At 51.7% G+C, this 16,520-nt stretch carries 10 protein-coding genes and 1 tRNA gene; 5 read left to right on the forward strand and 6 right to left on the reverse strand.

What is annotated here, in order from left to right; all coding sequences use genetic code 11:
- Positions 1 to 423 precede the first annotated feature (423 nt).
- The 5 genes from HY774_01620 to HY774_01640 all read left to right on the forward strand — a co-directional run bounded on the left by HY774_01620 (position 424) and on the right by HY774_01640 (position 8,361).
- Entirely contained in the window at positions 424 to 1,218 is a 795-nt protein-coding gene (locus HY774_01620; GenBank protein MBI4747160.1) for a Fic family protein, read from the forward strand.
- Between the two features lie 409 nt (positions 1,219 to 1,627).
- The gene (locus HY774_01625; GenBank protein MBI4747161.1) at positions 1,628 to 3,313 is read left to right on the forward strand and encodes a hypothetical protein; all 1,686 of its coding nucleotides are present in this window, start codon (positions 1,628 to 1,630) and stop codon (positions 3,311 to 3,313) included.
- A 219-nt stretch (positions 3,314 to 3,532) separates the two neighbouring features.
- A complete protein-coding gene (recF, locus tag HY774_01630) occupies positions 3,533 to 4,657 on the forward strand; it encodes a DNA replication and repair protein RecF (protein ID MBI4747162.1) in 1,125 nt (374 codons plus the stop codon).
- A gap of 65 nt (positions 4,658 to 4,722) precedes the next feature.
- On the forward strand, positions 4,723 to 7,191 hold the full coding sequence (gyrB, locus tag HY774_01635; GenBank protein ID MBI4747163.1) for a DNA topoisomerase (ATP-hydrolyzing) subunit B: 2,469 nt from the start codon (positions 4,723 to 4,725) through the stop codon (positions 7,189 to 7,191).
- 207 nt (positions 7,192 to 7,398) lie between these two features.
- Entirely contained in the window at positions 7,399 to 8,361 is a 963-nt protein-coding gene (locus HY774_01640) for an RluA family pseudouridine synthase (GenBank protein MBI4747164.1), read from the forward strand.
- Positions 8,362 to 8,467: 106 nt separating this feature from the next.
- On the opposite strand, the gene HY774_01645 is transcribed toward HY774_01640, so the two are convergent.
- The 6 genes from HY774_01645 to HY774_01670 all read right to left on the reverse strand — a co-directional run bounded on the left by HY774_01645 (position 8,468) and on the right by HY774_01670 (position 16,361).
- Positions 8,468 to 8,542 (reverse strand) — tRNA-Asn (locus HY774_01645).
- A 212-nt stretch (positions 8,543 to 8,754) separates the two neighbouring features.
- A complete protein-coding gene (locus HY774_01650; protein ID MBI4747165.1) occupies positions 8,755 to 9,714 on the reverse strand; it encodes a phosphoesterase in 960 nt (319 codons plus the stop codon).
- Entirely contained in the window at positions 9,711 to 11,123 is a 1,413-nt protein-coding gene (gene mpl, locus HY774_01655) for a UDP-N-acetylmuramate:L-alanyl-gamma-D-glutamyl-meso-diaminopimelate ligase (protein ID MBI4747166.1), read from the reverse strand. The genes HY774_01650 and mpl overlap by 4 nt, the downstream gene beginning before the upstream one ends.
- A 196-nt stretch (positions 11,124 to 11,319) precedes the next feature.
- The gene (locus tag HY774_01660; protein ID MBI4747167.1) at positions 11,320 to 12,633 is read right to left on the reverse strand and encodes an insulinase family protein; all 1,314 of its coding nucleotides are present in this window, start codon (positions 12,631 to 12,633) and stop codon (positions 11,320 to 11,322) included.
- A gap of 267 nt (positions 12,634 to 12,900) precedes the next feature.
- Positions 12,901 to 14,223, reverse strand: a complete 1,323-nt coding sequence (locus HY774_01665) for an insulinase family protein (GenBank protein MBI4747168.1) — start codon at positions 14,221 to 14,223, stop codon at positions 12,901 to 12,903.
- A gap of 404 nt (positions 14,224 to 14,627) precedes the next feature.
- Positions 14,628 to 16,361, reverse strand: coding sequence for a response regulator (locus HY774_01670; GenBank protein ID MBI4747169.1), 1,734 nt, complete (start codon positions 16,359 to 16,361; stop codon positions 14,628 to 14,630).
- Between the last annotated feature and the right edge of the window lie 159 nt (positions 16,362 to 16,520).

A 16,520-nucleotide genomic window follows, 5' to 3' on the forward strand; every position in this document is an offset into this window, starting at 1 on the left:
GGGCATCGGGAGTCAGCAGGCGGAAAGGCTGTTTGGGAAACAGGCTGCCTACTCTAACGGAACATGGTCAGATCCGTCCACCTTGTTTGTATTTTGTACCTGGTGACTGGTAAGTACCTTACCGAAAATTCCAAGACATTTTGAACCACGAAACACACGAAATACACGAAAAGAATCAAACACTTACTCAATCCAATATCTCAGGAAACTTATGACAAAGTACTTACCTGGTTTCGAAAACCCGGAATCCGGAACCCAGAACCCAGACAAGATGACAGGGTGACAAGGTGATTTTTTTCATCCCTCATCTTTCATCCCTCATCCCTTAAAGAACCCGGAACCCGGACTTACCGGAAGTTGGAATTGGTGATTTGCCCGTTTCAGTTTTAAATCGGGAAAACCATATATGGAGAAAACCCGGTTATGCTTCCGATTTTGCCAAGTTACAGTAATTCCTATCATCCTTCTTCTGATTGGGCGAACCAGTTGGCTGCCAAACAAAGGCTCTGGCAAACCCAGGTGGAGGCAAAGGGTACGGTGATTGAACACGTGACAGCCTGGACTTTGAACGAGTGGGTTTTGACTGAACTCCAGTTTGACTATCCGGATCTGGACCGTGATCAGGCAACAGCCTGGCAGACAGAAGCTGATCAATCACAACCCACCGATCCGATTCAGCGTGAACTCGTGAGTTTCTCCCAGGCGGCGAACGCTGTTTTCCAGCGGGCCAACACGCTACCAACCACTGAGCGTGATGCCCTTGGCAAGGAAGACCTGATCCATAGTTACCGCCTGGTGACTGGCAATCCAGTATCTGGCTGGAACGAACTATTTCGTCGGGCCGAAGCCGCTCCCCAGGTTCCAACTCATCAACCAGCCGCGCCTCAGGCATTACCGGTTCTGGTTGAAATGGCGCTTGACTGGTTTACAACTGACTCGTTTGCCGAAATGCACCCGGTTGAAAAGGCCAGCCTCTTCCATTTGCGGATGCTGGATTTACAGCCATTTGCCAGCCACACCAATCGGCTGGTGCGTCTTCTGGCCAGTTACTATTTGCTTCGTGACGGGTTGCCGCCCTTGATGATTTCCGCTGAAAATCGGCCAGCCTATTTTGACACCCTTGGGTTTTCATTTCAGATGATCACTCAACCCGGCGTGGAACTCTTTGCCCGACTCCTGGAGCAAACTCTGGACCAGTGGCTGGAGATGACCAAATGATAAGATGACAAGGTGACAAGGTGACAAGGTGACAGGGTGACAAGGTGACAAGGTGACAAGGTGACAGGGTGACAGGGTGACAAGGTGACAGGGTGACAGGGTGACAATAGATCATTCTGTCACTGTGTCAGATGTCACTGTGTCATTTGGTCAGATGTCACCCGGTCACCCTGTCATCTGGTCAGCTTTGCATTTTGCCTCAAGTCCTCTAATATTAACCTTTCCAAAAAACCTTCTCTCACTCTCGCCATCGAAAATTGCAGATGTAAACCAATTCCAGGTGTCCGGCATGCATTTTTGAGGCAGGATTTTGCCCTGTGCTGGATGTGGCTTTGGAACAGAGTGCGAAGAATGAACTCGAAGTTAATTTCCCAGGGAACTTCTAAGTTTGAAGATGAGGAGTCTTACTATGCAGCGTCTTTTGACGAGAGGAATCGTCTTTTTTATGGTCGGTATGTTGGTGGCAGGTTTCCCGCTGGTTGCCAATATTGCCGCTGATACCGCTGAAACCAGACAGTCAACTGCTCCGCCAGCCCCAACCAATTTGCAGGCAATCGTGACTGGGAGCAGTGTGAATCTCAGTTGGGATGTCCCACCTGCCTTGCCGCCGACCAGTACTGTGGTTGTCAAACCCGCTGGATTGGACCCAGACAAGCCGGTCTTTGACGACCTTGAAACCGGGATCCGGGCACAACAAAGCATTAAAAATCTGGTGTTTGGTGAACAGATTACCCCACCAGCCTATCCAGCCACATTGAAAAGCGTATTGTATTTGTCAATCAGTAAAGCTTTTGACGAAACCTTTCCCTTGACGGTTGGTGCCAATTTCAAATTATGGGTGTTTAATGCCCCGACTGGGGCCGCGCTGGGACAAACCCCGCGTTCAGATGTGCGAACCTATAACGTGAGCATCAGCAAGGAGCCAGTTGGTTCGGCACGGGAATATGAAGATTTTAATGAGTTTACTCTTCCAGAAAACTACACTATTACCTCTGGTAGTTTCTTCGTTGGATTGCAGTGGGTTGATAACGGGACCAGTCAGATTAATCCAGATGGATCGCAAAATTACTATATCGGGTTTGACCGCACGCCACCGTCAACCGCGATCATTTCAACCGATGGTGGAACCACATTTAACGGAGTCAGTATCCAGGTATTTACTCCCAGTACTGGTTCGGTGACGGCTGATTTTCCAATCATTGGGCGGATGGAAGTTGTCAATCCGACGCTTACGGTCACGGGCTATAAGCTCTACCGTTCGACTGCTTCGCCAGTTGCGATCAAACCTGAGAATTTGATTGCGACCCTTCCCGCCGGCCAAACCACATATGCCGATTCACCTCCGATAGCTGATGGGACAGTCCAATATTTTTATGCCTTGAGCGCAACGTATAACCCGACCACCGAAAGCGCCCTCTCAAATGAGGTTGCTGCCACACCAGGAGTCAATGACACCACGGCACCGGTGGTTGAAGTCTTTACCCCCAATGGTGGAAGTGTCGTGACGATTGGCGATTTTTTGGAAGTGACCTGGAGTGCGGAAGATAATGTCGGTTTGGCCAGCCACGACATTGATTTGTCAACCGACAGTGGGGCGACGTTTAATGTGTCAATTGCCACTGGTCTCGAAGGTGACCTTCGATCCTTCCAGTATGAAGTTCCTGATTCCGTGACGACCCGGACGGCCCGGATTCGCGTAACGGCCAAAGATGGGGCCGACAATGCCGGGTCAGATAGTTCGGATGCCGATTTCATCATTCGGGTGCCGGATTCGACTCCGCCGACGGTTCAGGTGGTTTCGCCAAATGGCGGCGAAAAACTCAAATCCGGAGTCGCGTTCAACATTACCTGGCAAGCCACTGACGAATCAGGGATTGAAAGCCAGGATGTCCTGCTGTCAACCGATAGTGGCGCCACTTTCCCGACCCAACTCGCCACTGGACTGGCGGGAGGGACATTGTCCTTCAGCTTTACGCCAAACGTGACGGGCAAAGTCAAAACCGCCCGTGTTCGAGTGGTGGCTTTTGACACGGCTGGAAATTCTGCCCAGGATGACAGCAATGGTAATTTCCAGATCAAAGGCAAAAAGAAGTAGTTCTCACCCAAGACGCAAGTGATTATTGACGGTACAAAAGAGGGAATAAGCCAACCGGGTTTATTCCCTCTTTTGCGTATTTGGGACATATTTTTCTGGCGGATCCAGGTCAAAATTTGTCCCGGTCTACCCCCAATATCTTGTGTTTTTGAAGTCTCCGACTGGACACAATTGGCCGTGTCTGGTAGACTGGTATTTCATTTACAATCAAGAATTTGTATGTATTTATCTCAAGTAGAATCAATTGGGTTTCGCAACCTTTCGGGACATCTTTTCGGGGATGCGGGCGTAAACATTTTGTGGGGCCAAAACGGGCATGGAAAAACCAGTTGGCTGGAAGTGATTGCATTGCTAGGTAATACGAAATCCTTTCGCACGCATCAGTTAAGTGAAGCCATCAATTTTCAGGAGACTGCTGCCCGGGCGATTGCCCAGGTGATTCACAAAAGCCGGACCATCACGCTGGAAGTTCACCTGAAAGGCTCGCAAAAGCAGTTGCTGGTCAATGGCAAACGCGTCCCGGTGAGCGAATACCTGGGAATTCTGGATGTCTTTGTCTATTGCCGCGAAGAGTTAAGCATTGTCCGGGGTGAACCATCTGAACGCCGCCGGTTTCTCGACCGCGGCGTCCTGAGCCTCAAGCCGGGCTATGTGCAAACGCTGGCTGATTACAATCGGGTCCTCAAGCAAAAAAACGCGCTATTGAAGTCAATTGAAGAAACGGTTCCTCCGCCGTCTGAAATTTTCGAAATGCTTGATGTGTGGAATATCCAGCTTGTCGAGCACGGCACGCAGATTCACAACGCCCGGACAGCCTATGTGGAGCGCCTCAACCAGACCCTGGAACGGCGGTTTTTTGGGGCCGAAGCGATGACGGTTCGGTATCGCTCCTCCCTGGAAGGGAAAGGCAATCTGACCCACTATGCGGACCTGCTGGCAGAACGCTTGCGGGTGCGCCGTGAAGCCGAACTGGCTGCCGGTCACGCCCTGGTTGGCCCGCACCGGGATGATCTGGATATTTTAACCGATGGGCGTGAAGTCGCCCGATTTGGAAGCGCCGGTCAGCAACGTAGCGCCTTGCTGGTGCTCGAACTGGCCCAACTGACCATGTACCACCAGGAACATGACGATTTCCCGGTTTTTCTGCTGGATGACATTGATGCCGAACTGGACCGTGACCGGATTCGCACCGTGTTGGATTTTCTCCAGGGAAAAGCCCAGGTTTTTGTAACGACTTCAAAAGCGGCGCTGGCTGAGGAATATCGCCAGCGGGCCCGGCTCAGCCAGATTCTGAGCGGAACCGTCGTGCCACAGCCAGAGAAGGCGTTGAACGCAGAATTTTGAGCAGCACCATTTTGACCGTAAGGGTTCGAACTATATTCACAACGTGATCGAGGTTTGATTGACACATGAGTACACCGAGGGAAGAAAAAGAATTGCACACCCAATCTGAAACAACACCCAACACACCTGAAACTTACACTTCAGCTTCTATTACCTCCCTGTCAGGGCGGGACGCCGTGCGGTTGCGCCCGGCCATGTATATTGGTTCAAACGGCGAACTGGGATTACACCACCTGGTGTATGAAGTTTGCGACAACTCTGTGGACGAAGCCCTGGGCGGATACTGCACCCAGGTTGACGTGATTATCCACCCTGACAATTCCATTACGGTGCTCGACAACGGACGTGGTATTCCGGTTGACATCAAGGAAGATGACCCGCAAAAACGATCCGGTGTGGAAATCGTGTTGACTGAACTGCATGCCGGCGCCAAATTTGGCGAAGACAATTCATATAAAGTTTCAGGCGGATTGCACGGTGTCGGGGTGAGTTGCGTCAACTTCTTATCTGAAACGTTTCGGGTTGAGGTCTATCGCAACAACAAAACCTATGAACAGGAATTTGAACGGGGCATTCCGACCGGACCGCTTCGCCAGACCGGTACCACCAAACGGCGCGGTACCAAAGTTACCTTTAAACCTGACACCAGCATTTTTACCTTTACGGAATACAACTTTGACACGCTGTCGCAACGGTTGCGTGAAAAAGCCTTTTTGACCAAAGGGTTGATGATCACCATCACCGATGAGCGCAGTGAAGTCGAACGCCGCCACGAGTTTTTGTACAAAGGTGGAATTTCAGAATTTGTCCAGCACCTCAACCGCAACAAAAATGTGCTCATGCCCGAGCCGTTTTACTGTGAATCCACCCAGGGTGAAATGACGATTGAGGTGGCCATCCAGTACAACGACGCGTATGACGAAAAGGTGTTCAGCTTTGCCAACAACATCAACACGATTGACGGCGGAACACACCTTTCCGGCTTCCGAACCGCCCTCACGGCCAGCATCAACAGCTATGCTGCTTCCGAAGGGCTTTCCAAGCAATTGAAAGAAAATCTGACTGGCGATGATGTCCGCGAAGGACTGGTCGGCGTCATCAACGTCAAAATTCCGCAGCCCCAGTTTGAAGGTCAGACCAAAAACAAACTCAATAGCGATGTCAAAGGGCAGGTTGATTCGGTCATTCGCGAACACCTCAAGATGTACTTCGAGGAACATCCGGCCATTGCCAAACGACTGATTCTGAAAGCGGTTGAAGCTGCCCGTGCCCGCGAAGCCGCCCGCCGCGCCCGCGAAATCTCGCGCAAATCAGCCCTGAGCGGCCTCACGCTGCCTGGAAAGCTGGCCGATTGTTCCGAACGTGACCCTGAAAAATGCGAACTGTTTTTGGTGGAAGGCGACTCCGCCGGCGGGAGCGCAAAGCAAGGTCGTGACCGGCGAACCCAGGCCATCATGCCGCTCAAGGGGAAGATTCTGAACGTCGAGAAATCACGCTACGACAAAATGCTCTCGCATAGCGAAATCGGCGCGTTGATTATGGCGCTCGGGACGGGAATCGGAAAATCGGACTTTGACATCAACAAGCTTCGCTATCACCGCATCATCATCCTTTGCGACGCCGACGTGGACGGAAGCCATATTCGAACGCTGCTGCTGACGTTTTTCTACCGGCAAATGCCTGAATTGATTGAGCGTGGGTATGTCTATATTGCCCAGCCACCGCTCTTCAAAGTCAAAAAAGGCCGTTCAGAGCAGTATGTGCTCGATGAGCGGGAATTGAACCGCTACCTGATGCGCAAGGCGACCGAAGACGTCAAAGTCAAAGTCGAAGCGACCGGAAAAGAATATGAAGGCCGCGAACTGGCCAAATTCATCGAAAAATTGATTGAATTTGAAAACTACTACAACAAACTGCTCCGCCGCCTGTTGCGTGATACCAAACTGGCTGATGTGGTGCTCCAGGTCTTTGGCGGCACCAACGGTATTGCCGACGGCGTGAAGCTCCACAAAGTTTTCGAAGATGAATCACGCCTTGGACGACTTGAAGCGGCGTTGATTGACGCCGGGTACTCCACCGAGTTGACCCGCGATGAAGAGCACAATCTCTGGAGCGTCAATGTGACTGGCAAAAACGGTGTCGTCCGGATTGACTGGGAACTTTCAACCCACGTCGAATTCCAAAAATCACTGACGATGTACCTGGATTTGCGAAGTGCCATGCAATCGTCGTTTACCGTAGCCAATGGCGGTCAACCAGCACTGATTCCTTCCTACAAACAGTTGGCCGAGCACGTGTTGAGTGTTGCCAAGAAGGACATCAACATCCAGCGTTACAAAGGACTGGGCGAAATGAACCCGGAACAGCTCTGGGAAACCACGCTCAATCAGGGGAAACGGACATTGCTCCAGGTTCGAGTCAACGATGCGGTTGAAACCGACGAAATTTTCACCATTCTGATGGGAGACACCGTCGAACCACGGCGGAAATTCATCGAAGACAACGCACTTGATGTGAAAAACCTGGACATCTGATTTTTTGGGGCTGAAAAATCCTCGGGCTTAGGGCTCAGGGCTTGGGGCTGAAGACTCGCAAGCTCGGGGCTGAAGAAATCGGGTTGAAGACTTTGGGATTTTGTCTTGAACTCGATGTTCCTCAACCCCAAGCCCGTTTTCTTCAGCCCCAAGCCCTGGTATTTTCAGCCCCAAGCCCTGAGCCCTGGTATTTTCAGCCCGAACAAAATGACTGAAGTTACCTACTTTGTACCTGAAGAAGAAGCGTATGCCCGCCTGGACGAGTTTATCCAGCGGCATGATTTCTCATTTCCAATTTCGGCCATTCGAAAAGCGATTGAAGACGGCAATGTTCGCATCAACAGTAAAGTCCAGACGGCTGGCTGGCGATTGCGACAGGGTGACAAAGTCACGGTCAAGCTTGAAGGGTATCGTGGACAGGCGCTCGAAGCTGAAAATGTCCCGCTTGAAGTCTTGTATGAAGATGCGTTTTTGATTGCCGTCAACAAGCCGCCGGATATGTTATCGCACCCGTCAGTCAAAGAACGCAGCGGGACGCTACTCAACGCACTGCTTGGCTATTATCAGCAAAAGAAAGATGTTGAGGCACTCAGGATGTGGCCGGCGCTGGCTCATCGCCTGGACCGGGATACGTCAGGAGTAATCGTGGCGGCAAAACAAGAGCGGGCGGTGGAAAAGCTCTTTGTTGCTTTTCGTGACCGCAAGATGAAAAAAGTCTATCAGGCGATTGTATTTGGCGTTCCCGAGGCGGAACAGGGAATCATCGAAGCACCGATTGGCCGCCATCCGGTGCTCTGGCCACGCTGGCGGGTGATGGATGACGGAAAATCAGCGAAAACCGCCTATCGAGTCACCGGGACCAAAAATGGATTTTCACTCATCGAATTGGAACCGCTCACCGGACGCACGCATCAGCTTCGAATTCACCTGGCCCATATCGGACACCCGATTGTCGGAGACCATACCTACGGACGAGCGTTGAACAAAGCGTTTGCGCAGTCACACCCCGAACTCAAAGTCAAACACCACTTTCTGCACGCTGCCAAATTGAGCTTTACCCACCCCATGCGCCGTGAAGAGATTCATCTGGAAGCGCCAATGCCCCAGACAATGAAGGGATTTTGGGACGGTGGAATCGTGAACAAGGATTCTGAGCTTCAGGGAAATTGACAAACGGCATTTGAACAGCAGGGGGTTGTAAAGAGATTTTGTTTTGAACGTATCGCCCACAAAGAAAAACGGGAGCTTTTCAGCTCCCGTTTTTCTTTGAATGTGTTGGCTCCTCAGGTAGGACTCGAACCTACAACCCTTCGGTTAACAGCCGAATGCTCTGCCATTGAGCTACTGAGGAATAAGCTCCTCATGAGGGAACGCGCAATATAGGCAATGACCTTTGGTTTTGTCAACACTTTTTTTCGGCAGCCAGGAAAAAAGAGAATGAAGAATGGTCTTGAGATTCTATCCTGTTTTCTTCAACCCAAATGTCTTCAGCCCGTTTTCTTCAGCCCTGAGCTTGCGAATCTTCAGCCCCAAGCCCTCAGCCCTGGTTCTTCAGCCCAGGCATTACGTCGTTCGCAGTTCGTGAGCGACGGCTTTGCCGATTTCGCGGGCCTGCTCAAGGTCTTCCGGCGCCAGCGAAATAGCGCCGACCACGGCATGGCCGCCGCCGCCATAGCGTTCGCAAATCTTGGCCAGATTATGGGTGCGCTCCATTCCGCTCCAGGGATTGTACCCAATCGAAATTTTCGACCGGGTGGCACCACGGCTCACCCCTACGCTATAGCGGGCTTTGGGAAACATGCAGTAAGCAATGAATTTATTGTAGCCTTCAATATCGTGGTCGCTGACATCGAAATAAACCACGCCGTCAGAACATTCACCAGCTTGCTGAATGATTTCAACTGCCTGGTTGTGCCGGGCAAGCAATGGGGTAAACACGGCCTGAACACGTTCGTCGGCTGCGGTTTCAGCCAGGGATTTGACCTGCAACGACCGAATGATGTGATGGAGCAGGCTTTGGTCCCGATTTGATTCAATCACCAGTGCCAGTTGGGGGGCGGGTTCTTTGAGATTGATCGCATTTTCCGGAGATTCGTACTGCGCTCCATCAATTAAATCAGCCCACTGAATCAGTTCGATGAGTTCAGGCAGGTCAGTGTCAAACTTTTCGCGGGCGATGTCGGCAATATATTTGGTGCAGGATTTGTAATTCGGATCAAAGTATTTTCGGCCACGTGTATCCTGGTTGAAATGGGCCTCATCTTCGGCAGAGAGGAAGGCGCTCTGGTGGTGGTCAAACCACCATGTCAGCCGATCATCGCTGTTATATTTAAAGTCTACAATCGCAAATTCATCGGCATCATCAAACAAATCTGGTTCAAACAATCTTCCGGGCCGATGGGTCAATCCGTGGTACGAGATTTCAACATCGGGGTAGAATTTCCGCCGGTAAAACGTGGAAAATACAGCGGCGGAGCACGCTCCGTCAAAGCAAAAGTTGTGGTACAGCACTTTCAACTTCATAAGCAACCTGCTTTCAATCGGGTCAATAACTTTTCGTGAATTCCACCAAAGCCGCCATTGGACATAATGGCCACGACATCGCCTTCGCGCAGTTCGGGAACAACCTTTTCGATAATGGCATCGGCACCGTCAATGACATCAGCGGGGATTCCTTTCTCACGCAGCACCGAAATGACCTGCTGCGGAGAAAACTGATCGTCAGCCTGGAGCTTAAAAGATTCAAAAATCGGGGTTAGCACCACCCGGTGAGCCTCATCAAACGCCTGTTCATATTCGTGCTGAAACACTTTTTTGCGTGAAGACCACGAACGCGGTTCGAAAATGGCAATCACGCGACGTCCGGCATATTTCTGGCTGATGGCGTCAAGGGTTTCACGGACGGCGGTTGGATGGTGGGCAAAGTCGTCAATCACGGTGATGCCGTTGATTTCACCACGGACCTGCATCCGGCGTTTGACACTTTTGAAGGTTGCCAGTCCTTCGCGGATTTTCTCAGGATCAGCTCCCCAGGCCGTGGCAGCGGCCACAACGGCTAAAATATTGCGAATATTAAATTTTCCAGCGAGGGGTGTGGTGCATTCCAGAAATGGCTCATTGCGATGCAAAATGGTGAAGGTCATTCCGGCATCAGTGTACCGGATGTCTTTGGCCGTCCATTCGAGTGGTGTATCGCTGGTGTCAAGCCCAAAACTTTCAATCGGACAGAGAGCGCGTGGCGAAAGCTCGCGTACAATCGGCGAATCATACCCGGCCACCAGTCGCCCAGAGCGCGGAATAATGTGAATCAACCGCTGAAAGGCAAGCTTGATGGCGGCGACATCCGGATACATATCGGCATGGTCAAACTCGACATTGTTGAGGATGGTGATTTCGGGCACATAGTGCATAAACTTCGGTCCTTTGTCGAAAAAGGACGTTTCGTATTCATCACCTTCAATCACAAAAAAGTCGCCATCGGTGACCCGAAAACTTTGACCAAAATTTTCAGCCACACCACCGACCAGAAAGCTAGGATTGAGTCCCGCCGTTTCCAAAATCCAGGCTGCCAGTGCCGTCGTGGTGGTCTTCCCATGTGTTCCAGAGACGACCAGCACCCGCCGGTTGATGAGAAATTCCAGGCGCAGGACTTCGGTCATTGATTCGTGCCGCCAGCGTCGGTCAAGCACAGCTTCCATTTCCGGGTTGCCGCGGTTGATGGTATTTCCAACCACCACGATATCAGGGCGTTCAGTCAGATTTTCTGCCTTGTACCCAAGATTGATCGGAATTCCCATCGCCTCAAGTTGTGTTGACATTGGCGGATACACGTTTGCATCCGAACCTGTGACGCGATGTCCGCGCTCGATGAGCATCCCGGCAAGTGATCCCATTGCCGTTCCACAAATGCCAAGTAAATGATAGTGAGCCATTGTTTGAAGTATGAAGTATGAAGTATGAATTATGAAGAAGGGTTCGGGGTTCAGGGTTCAGGGTTCAGGGTTCAGGGTTTGGGGTTCAGGGTTCAGGGTTCGGGGTTCGGGGTTCGGGGTTCGGGGTTCGGGGTTCGGTTTAAAAACCCTGAACCCTGAACCCTGAACCCTAAACCCTGGTTTTCAACCCTGAACCCTACTCCTTCACCGGGCCGACAATGACGGTTGTGAGGTTAACCGGATCCAGATACTGGCGCGCCACACGGGTGACATCGTCCACCGTCACCTGGCGAATAAATTCCGGATAGGTTTCCAGATAGTCAAAGCCAAGGTGAAAGACTTCGGCTTCGACCAGAAATCCAGCGACCTGGGCATTGGTTTCAAAGTTAAACACAAAGCTTCCAGTCAGATAGGATTTGGCGATGTCGAGTTCTTCCTGGCTGACAGGTTCGGTGGTAATGCGTTCAATTTCAGCTCGCAAGCCACGGATGGCTTTTTCACGGTTGGCAGGCGATGTGCCGATGTAGGCCGTAAAGCGTCCCGGATCAATTCCGGCTGAACTGGTAATGCTCGAAAATGTCGTGTATGCCAGCCCCTGTTCATCGCGCAAAATGCGTGGAATCCGTGAGGTCATCCCAGGGCTGCTGCCTAGAATTGTGTCCATAACCAGCAACGGATAAAAATCGGGATTTGACCGTTGAATGCCCAGATGTCCAAGGTAAACCTGGATTTGTTCTTTTTCTTTGAAGATGATCTTTTCGCGGGGCTCCGTCTGGCGCTCGACGGTTGGAACTTCCGGCAATGAAAACGCCGGATCTGGCTGCCAGTTGGCAAATGCGGCTTCGATTTGCGCCTGCAGTTCCCGACGCGAGAAATCTCCGACCACGGCAAAGATGGAATTATTCGGCACGAAAAACCGCTGATAGGCCGCAACCAGTTGATCGCGAGTTAATCCAGCCACCGTGTGCGGATATCCAAGTGATGGGCGATGGGCAGGATGGGTTCCGTAAATCAATTCAGCAAAAGCATCCGCAGCCACTGCACGTGGTTCATCTTCGCGGCTTTTGAGTTGAGCCAGTACCCGCTCGCGCCGCATCGTAAACCGATCTTCCGGAAGTGTGGATTGGGTCAGCATTTCCGTAGCGAGGGCGAGTAACCCAGGAAAATCTTCAGTCAGGCACACCAGCCCGACGCCACTATGCGAATAGCCACCAAATGAACTCAGTCGGGCACCGACTTCTTCGGTGGCGAGCGCAATTTCCTGAGCCGTGCGAGTTGGCGTGCCTTCATCGAGCATATCACCCAGCAGCGTGGCCAGGCCGGCCTGTTCCTCAGCTTCATATCGGCTGCCAAAACGCACCATGGCGCTCATCGAAATCATTGGCAGTGTATGGTTTTCAGCCATCAAGAGCACGATTCCATTTGGCAAAACCACCCGTTCAATCTCGCCTTTGTGTTTGACCGCCGATCCGGCAGCAATTTGGTTGGCATTCATTTCCAGAAATTCCATCAGATTCATTCCTTTGTGAGCAAAGTGATACCGAATTAGGGTTCCGGGTTTAAAATTCTTGAAAAGACATAAAGGACATAAGGGGCAAAAAGGACAAAAGGGACATATATTCGAAAACCCCGAACCCCGAACCCCGAACCCCGAACCCTGAACCCCGAACCCCGAACCCCGAACCCCGAACCCCGAACCCCGAACCCCGAACCCCGAACCCCGAACCCCGAACCCCGAACCCCGAACTCCGAACCCCGAACCCCGAACCCCGAACCCTTAGCTTTCCTTCGGGTCGTTAACCAGATACCCAACCGTGCGGTGATCGGGGTGGAGATAGGTGCGCATCACCCGTTGAACTTCCGCCGTTGTGACTTCGCGAGTACGGTGCAGATAGGCATCCAGATACCGGTACCCGCGTTCTTCTTCAGGGAGTTCCGGGCGATTGGCCGTGGTTTCATATTCGCCAAGCAAAGTTGCCTGATTGAGAACATCTTCATTGCCAAGTACATACATGGCTTCAATCTGGCGCTTGGCTTTCTTTAATTCGGCTTCGGGAATCGGCTCGGTTGCCAGCCGATCAATCTCTTCATAGATTGCCTGCTCCACCGCAGCCAGGGTGTGTCCAGATTTGATTTCGGCCTGAATGTAGAACAGTGAGGGGTCAATGTGTTCGTTGTAGCTGGCATAGGCCATGGTCACGGACTGATCTTTTTCCTGAAGGCGTTGATAGAGCCGCGATGTTCGTCCGTGGGAAAACAACATCGAGGCTACGTGCAGGGCATATGAGTCGGGGTGCGCAATTTCCGGAGCGTGATAGGCAATCATCAGCCGTTCCACCGGGGTGATTTTTTTGACGATTACCCGTTTTTCACCGCGTTGGGGTGGTTCAACGATTTTCATCGCCGGTGGCTCGGGACCAGCGGGGAGGTGTCCAAAGAGTTCGGTGACCCGGGTAATCGCCTGTTCGGTTTCAAAGTCACCGACAAGCACCACGGTGGCATTGCGCGGCTGATACCACTGGTCGTAATAGCGCTTCATATCCTCAACCGTGACGCCTTGCACATCCTGCAGCCAGCCAACCGTTGGCGAATGATACGGATGCTGTCGAAACGCAGTGGCCCAGACCTCGTTTTCGAGCAATTCAAACGGGCTATCGAGTCCCATTTGTAATTCTTCAATGATGACCTGTTTTTCTGATTCGAATTCTTCCGGGGCAAACGACGTGTTGCGGATGCGGTCAGCTTCGATTTCCAGTGCCATTTCCCATCGGTCAGACGCAAAGGTGAAGTAATAGGCGGTGAAATCAAGCCAGGTGAACGCATTGTTGCGTCCGCCGCGAATCTGAGTCAGCAGGTCAATCTCGCCTTTCCCAAGCCGCTCAGTCCCTTTAAACATCATATGTTCCAGGAAGTGGGACTTGCCCGTGTGGCCCAACTCTTCATTGCGTGATCCGACACGATACCAGATCATGGCGGCCACGATTGGATGGGTATGGACTTCTTTGGTGAGAATAGTTAATCCATTTGGAAGGTGCGTGCGGCGGACATTGCGGGTCAGTGCCGAAAAACCATCATGCGAGGCAGGTTGCGGGCTGGACATACAAAAGTGGTACTCCTTTTGGAGATTGGCCGAATTTCAGGTTTGAGGAGAAAAGCCAGCCAGTATAGAGGGGAATTTGGTGTGAGACAATCAGTTCTTGGAGGCAGTAGGAGGTGGGGACAAAGACCGTATTGGTTGGGATCAATGGCGGGATCAAGCCAGCAATTCAAAAATGTTCCAGAAAAGAAGTGAAAAAAAATCGGAAATTTCTGGATAAATGCAATAATTTCACAATATTTTCACCAGATAACACTAGCCAAGCCGCGAAAGATTCCCTCTCATAAGGTGGCGTGACGGCTGAACCTAGCACGGGAAGGGCAGGACTTCCGCAGGATGCCCGTGCTCGTGGGAGGGAACCTTTCCCCGTTTTCGATTTTCCCCATCTTTCCCCACCTGACTCTTCTTCATTCTTCATCAAACCCGCCCGCTGACGCAGGTGGTAGAGACTCTTCATTCTTTTTTTCTGGTTGTGGAAATGGCTGTTGGATCAGTTTACGGAGCACGTCCAGGAATGAATTGGGCGACGATACATCCAGCGTGGCAATATAGTCGGTTGAAATTTCCATTTCCTTTGCAATCGGGGCGATGTTGATGCCTTTTTTCCGGGGATCAAAAAGCGCGACCAGATATGGCAATTGGTAGGGTTCGACCACAGCCTGAATCAAATACTTGGTATAATTCACTTCAAAGCGGTTCTGGACATCGGTCAGGAGCAGGATTCCCCACATATCGTTTCCAACCTGACGCACCAGTTTGGGGTATTCACTGTCAACCGAAAGTTGATAAACAAACAAACCACAATCCGTTGCGAGCGGAAGCCGGGCCACTTCAGTTCCAGGTAATGGAGGCAGGTGATATTTGATCGGTTCGGTCAATTCGCTCTGGAATTTCTGGGCCAGCAACCGGAGCGTGTTGGTAAACAGGGTTTGAACCCGACCGACCAATCCGAAAACGGCCAGTTTGGCACACATCGTTGATGGACCATACCGGTCTTTGAGCCGGGCTGAAAGCGGCCCAATTTCGGCTGGAGTCAGCAGAAGGGTTGGAACTTCTTCTGGTTCGGGGTGCTCCGCATCGCTTGAAACCAGCGATCCCGTGATGGGTGGTTTATTTTCCTGGTCAATCGCATCCAGTTGGGAGAGCAGGAGCGTGGTGGTTTTTCCACTTGGTTGCGGGCAAACCGGACCGTCTAGCTTTTCAAGCAATCCAAAGGTAGCCATATGCACCGCCAGAAAATTGATTTTAGAGGCCACCAGTGAATATTCATTGACAATTTCTCCGAGCGTGTGTGTACCGTCGAACAGATCAAACAGCCGCACGGTTTCTTCGGAAAATGACCCGAGCGCCAGCCGGATTTCCAGGGCTTCCGATTTGACAAACACTGTATCAGGCGGGGGAAGCGGGAGTTCAGCGATTAGCAAATCCAGAATTTCAGGCGAAATGCTGGGGTCAAAGTCAACCCGTGAAACCGCAAACTCAGGCGGAGGAAGCGGTTGCCGGAGCAATTCGTCCTTGACCGTTTGGAGCAAGGTCTGGGCTTTAAAGGGCTTTGAAACAAATGGCCAGTCCCATTGCCGATAGGATTCAGGCATCTCTCGCACCACAGCACTGATGATGATGATCGGCAGATTTTCAGTCTCGGGTTTTTCCCGCAAACGGCGGGCAACTTCCAGGCCATTCATACCGGGCATCATCACGTCAAGCAGGACCAGATCCGGTTTGACATTCGCGATAAGTTCCAGGGCGTGTTTCCCCTCAAAAGCAATGCTGACCCGATAGCCTTCGCGTTCCAGGTAGCGTTCGATCAACGCCGTTGCCTGCGCATCATCATCCACCACCAGGATGTGTTTGCGGGGATCATTGGCACCAGTCGGGGCACTGATAGGGCCGACATTTTCTTCAATCCGGCCCTTGATCAGATAATAGTAGCCTTCCTTCCACCGAAACAATTGCGAAAGCGCTGGCTCTCCGTACAAATCACCCAGTGTGACCCGACGCAGCTTCCCGTCAATCATATGCACCGTGGCACGCATCTGCGGACTCTGCTCACAGACCAGCGTGGCCGTGGCGCGTCGAAGGCTCAATGCCCGCAGCAAATTGGGAAGGGTACCGGATTTGATATTGCCAAGGAGTGCCATAGCCCAGATGCCATTTCCAAATCGCTTTGACTGCCAATTGATGGAACTCAGGTTTGTGCCCTGTGCTCCAGCACGAAAAACAGCGAAGCGATGCTTTGGAAAAAGAAATGCACCTCGGTTGGGGAGTGAGGTGACTGGTTGACCTGGCTGAGTGTTTGT

It is taken from the genome of Acidobacteriota bacterium (assembly GCA_016208495.1).
In the GTDB taxonomy this organism is placed as follows: domain Bacteria; phylum Acidobacteriota; class Blastocatellia; order Chloracidobacteriales; family Chloracidobacteriaceae; genus JACQXX01.

What these genes read in the sequence shown, in the direction of transcription:
- HY774_01620 (MBI4747160.1), top strand. Translation starts at nt 424, where the DNA reads ATGCTTCCGATTTTGCCAAGTTACAGTAATTCCTATCATCCTTCTTCT.
- HY774_01625 (MBI4747161.1), top strand. Translation starts at nt 1,628, where the DNA reads ATGCAGCGTCTTTTGACGAGAGGAATCGTCTTTTTTATGGTCGGTATG.
- recF (MBI4747162.1), top strand. Translation starts at nt 3,533, where the DNA reads ATGTATTTATCTCAAGTAGAATCAATTGGGTTTCGCAACCTTTCGGGA.
- gyrB (MBI4747163.1), top strand. Translation starts at nt 4,723, where the DNA reads ATGAGTACACCGAGGGAAGAAAAAGAATTGCACACCCAATCTGAAACA.
- HY774_01640 (MBI4747164.1), top strand. Translation starts at nt 7,399, where the DNA reads ATGACTGAAGTTACCTACTTTGTACCTGAAGAAGAAGCGTATGCCCGC.
- HY774_01650 (MBI4747165.1), bottom strand. Translation starts at nt 9,714, where the DNA reads ATGAAGTTGAAAGTGCTGTACCACAACTTTTGCTTTGACGGAGCGTGC.
- mpl (MBI4747166.1), bottom strand. Translation starts at nt 11,123, where the DNA reads ATGGCTCACTATCATTTACTTGGCATTTGTGGAACGGCAATGGGATCA.
- HY774_01660 (MBI4747167.1), bottom strand. Translation starts at nt 12,633, where the DNA reads ATGGAATTTCTGGAAATGAATGCCAACCAAATTGCTGCCGGATCGGCG.
- HY774_01665 (MBI4747168.1), bottom strand. Translation starts at nt 14,223, where the DNA reads ATGTCCAGCCCGCAACCTGCCTCGCATGATGGTTTTTCGGCACTGACC.
- HY774_01670 (MBI4747169.1), bottom strand. Translation starts at nt 16,361, where the DNA reads ATGGCACTCCTTGGCAATATCAAATCCGGTACCCTTCCCAATTTGCTG.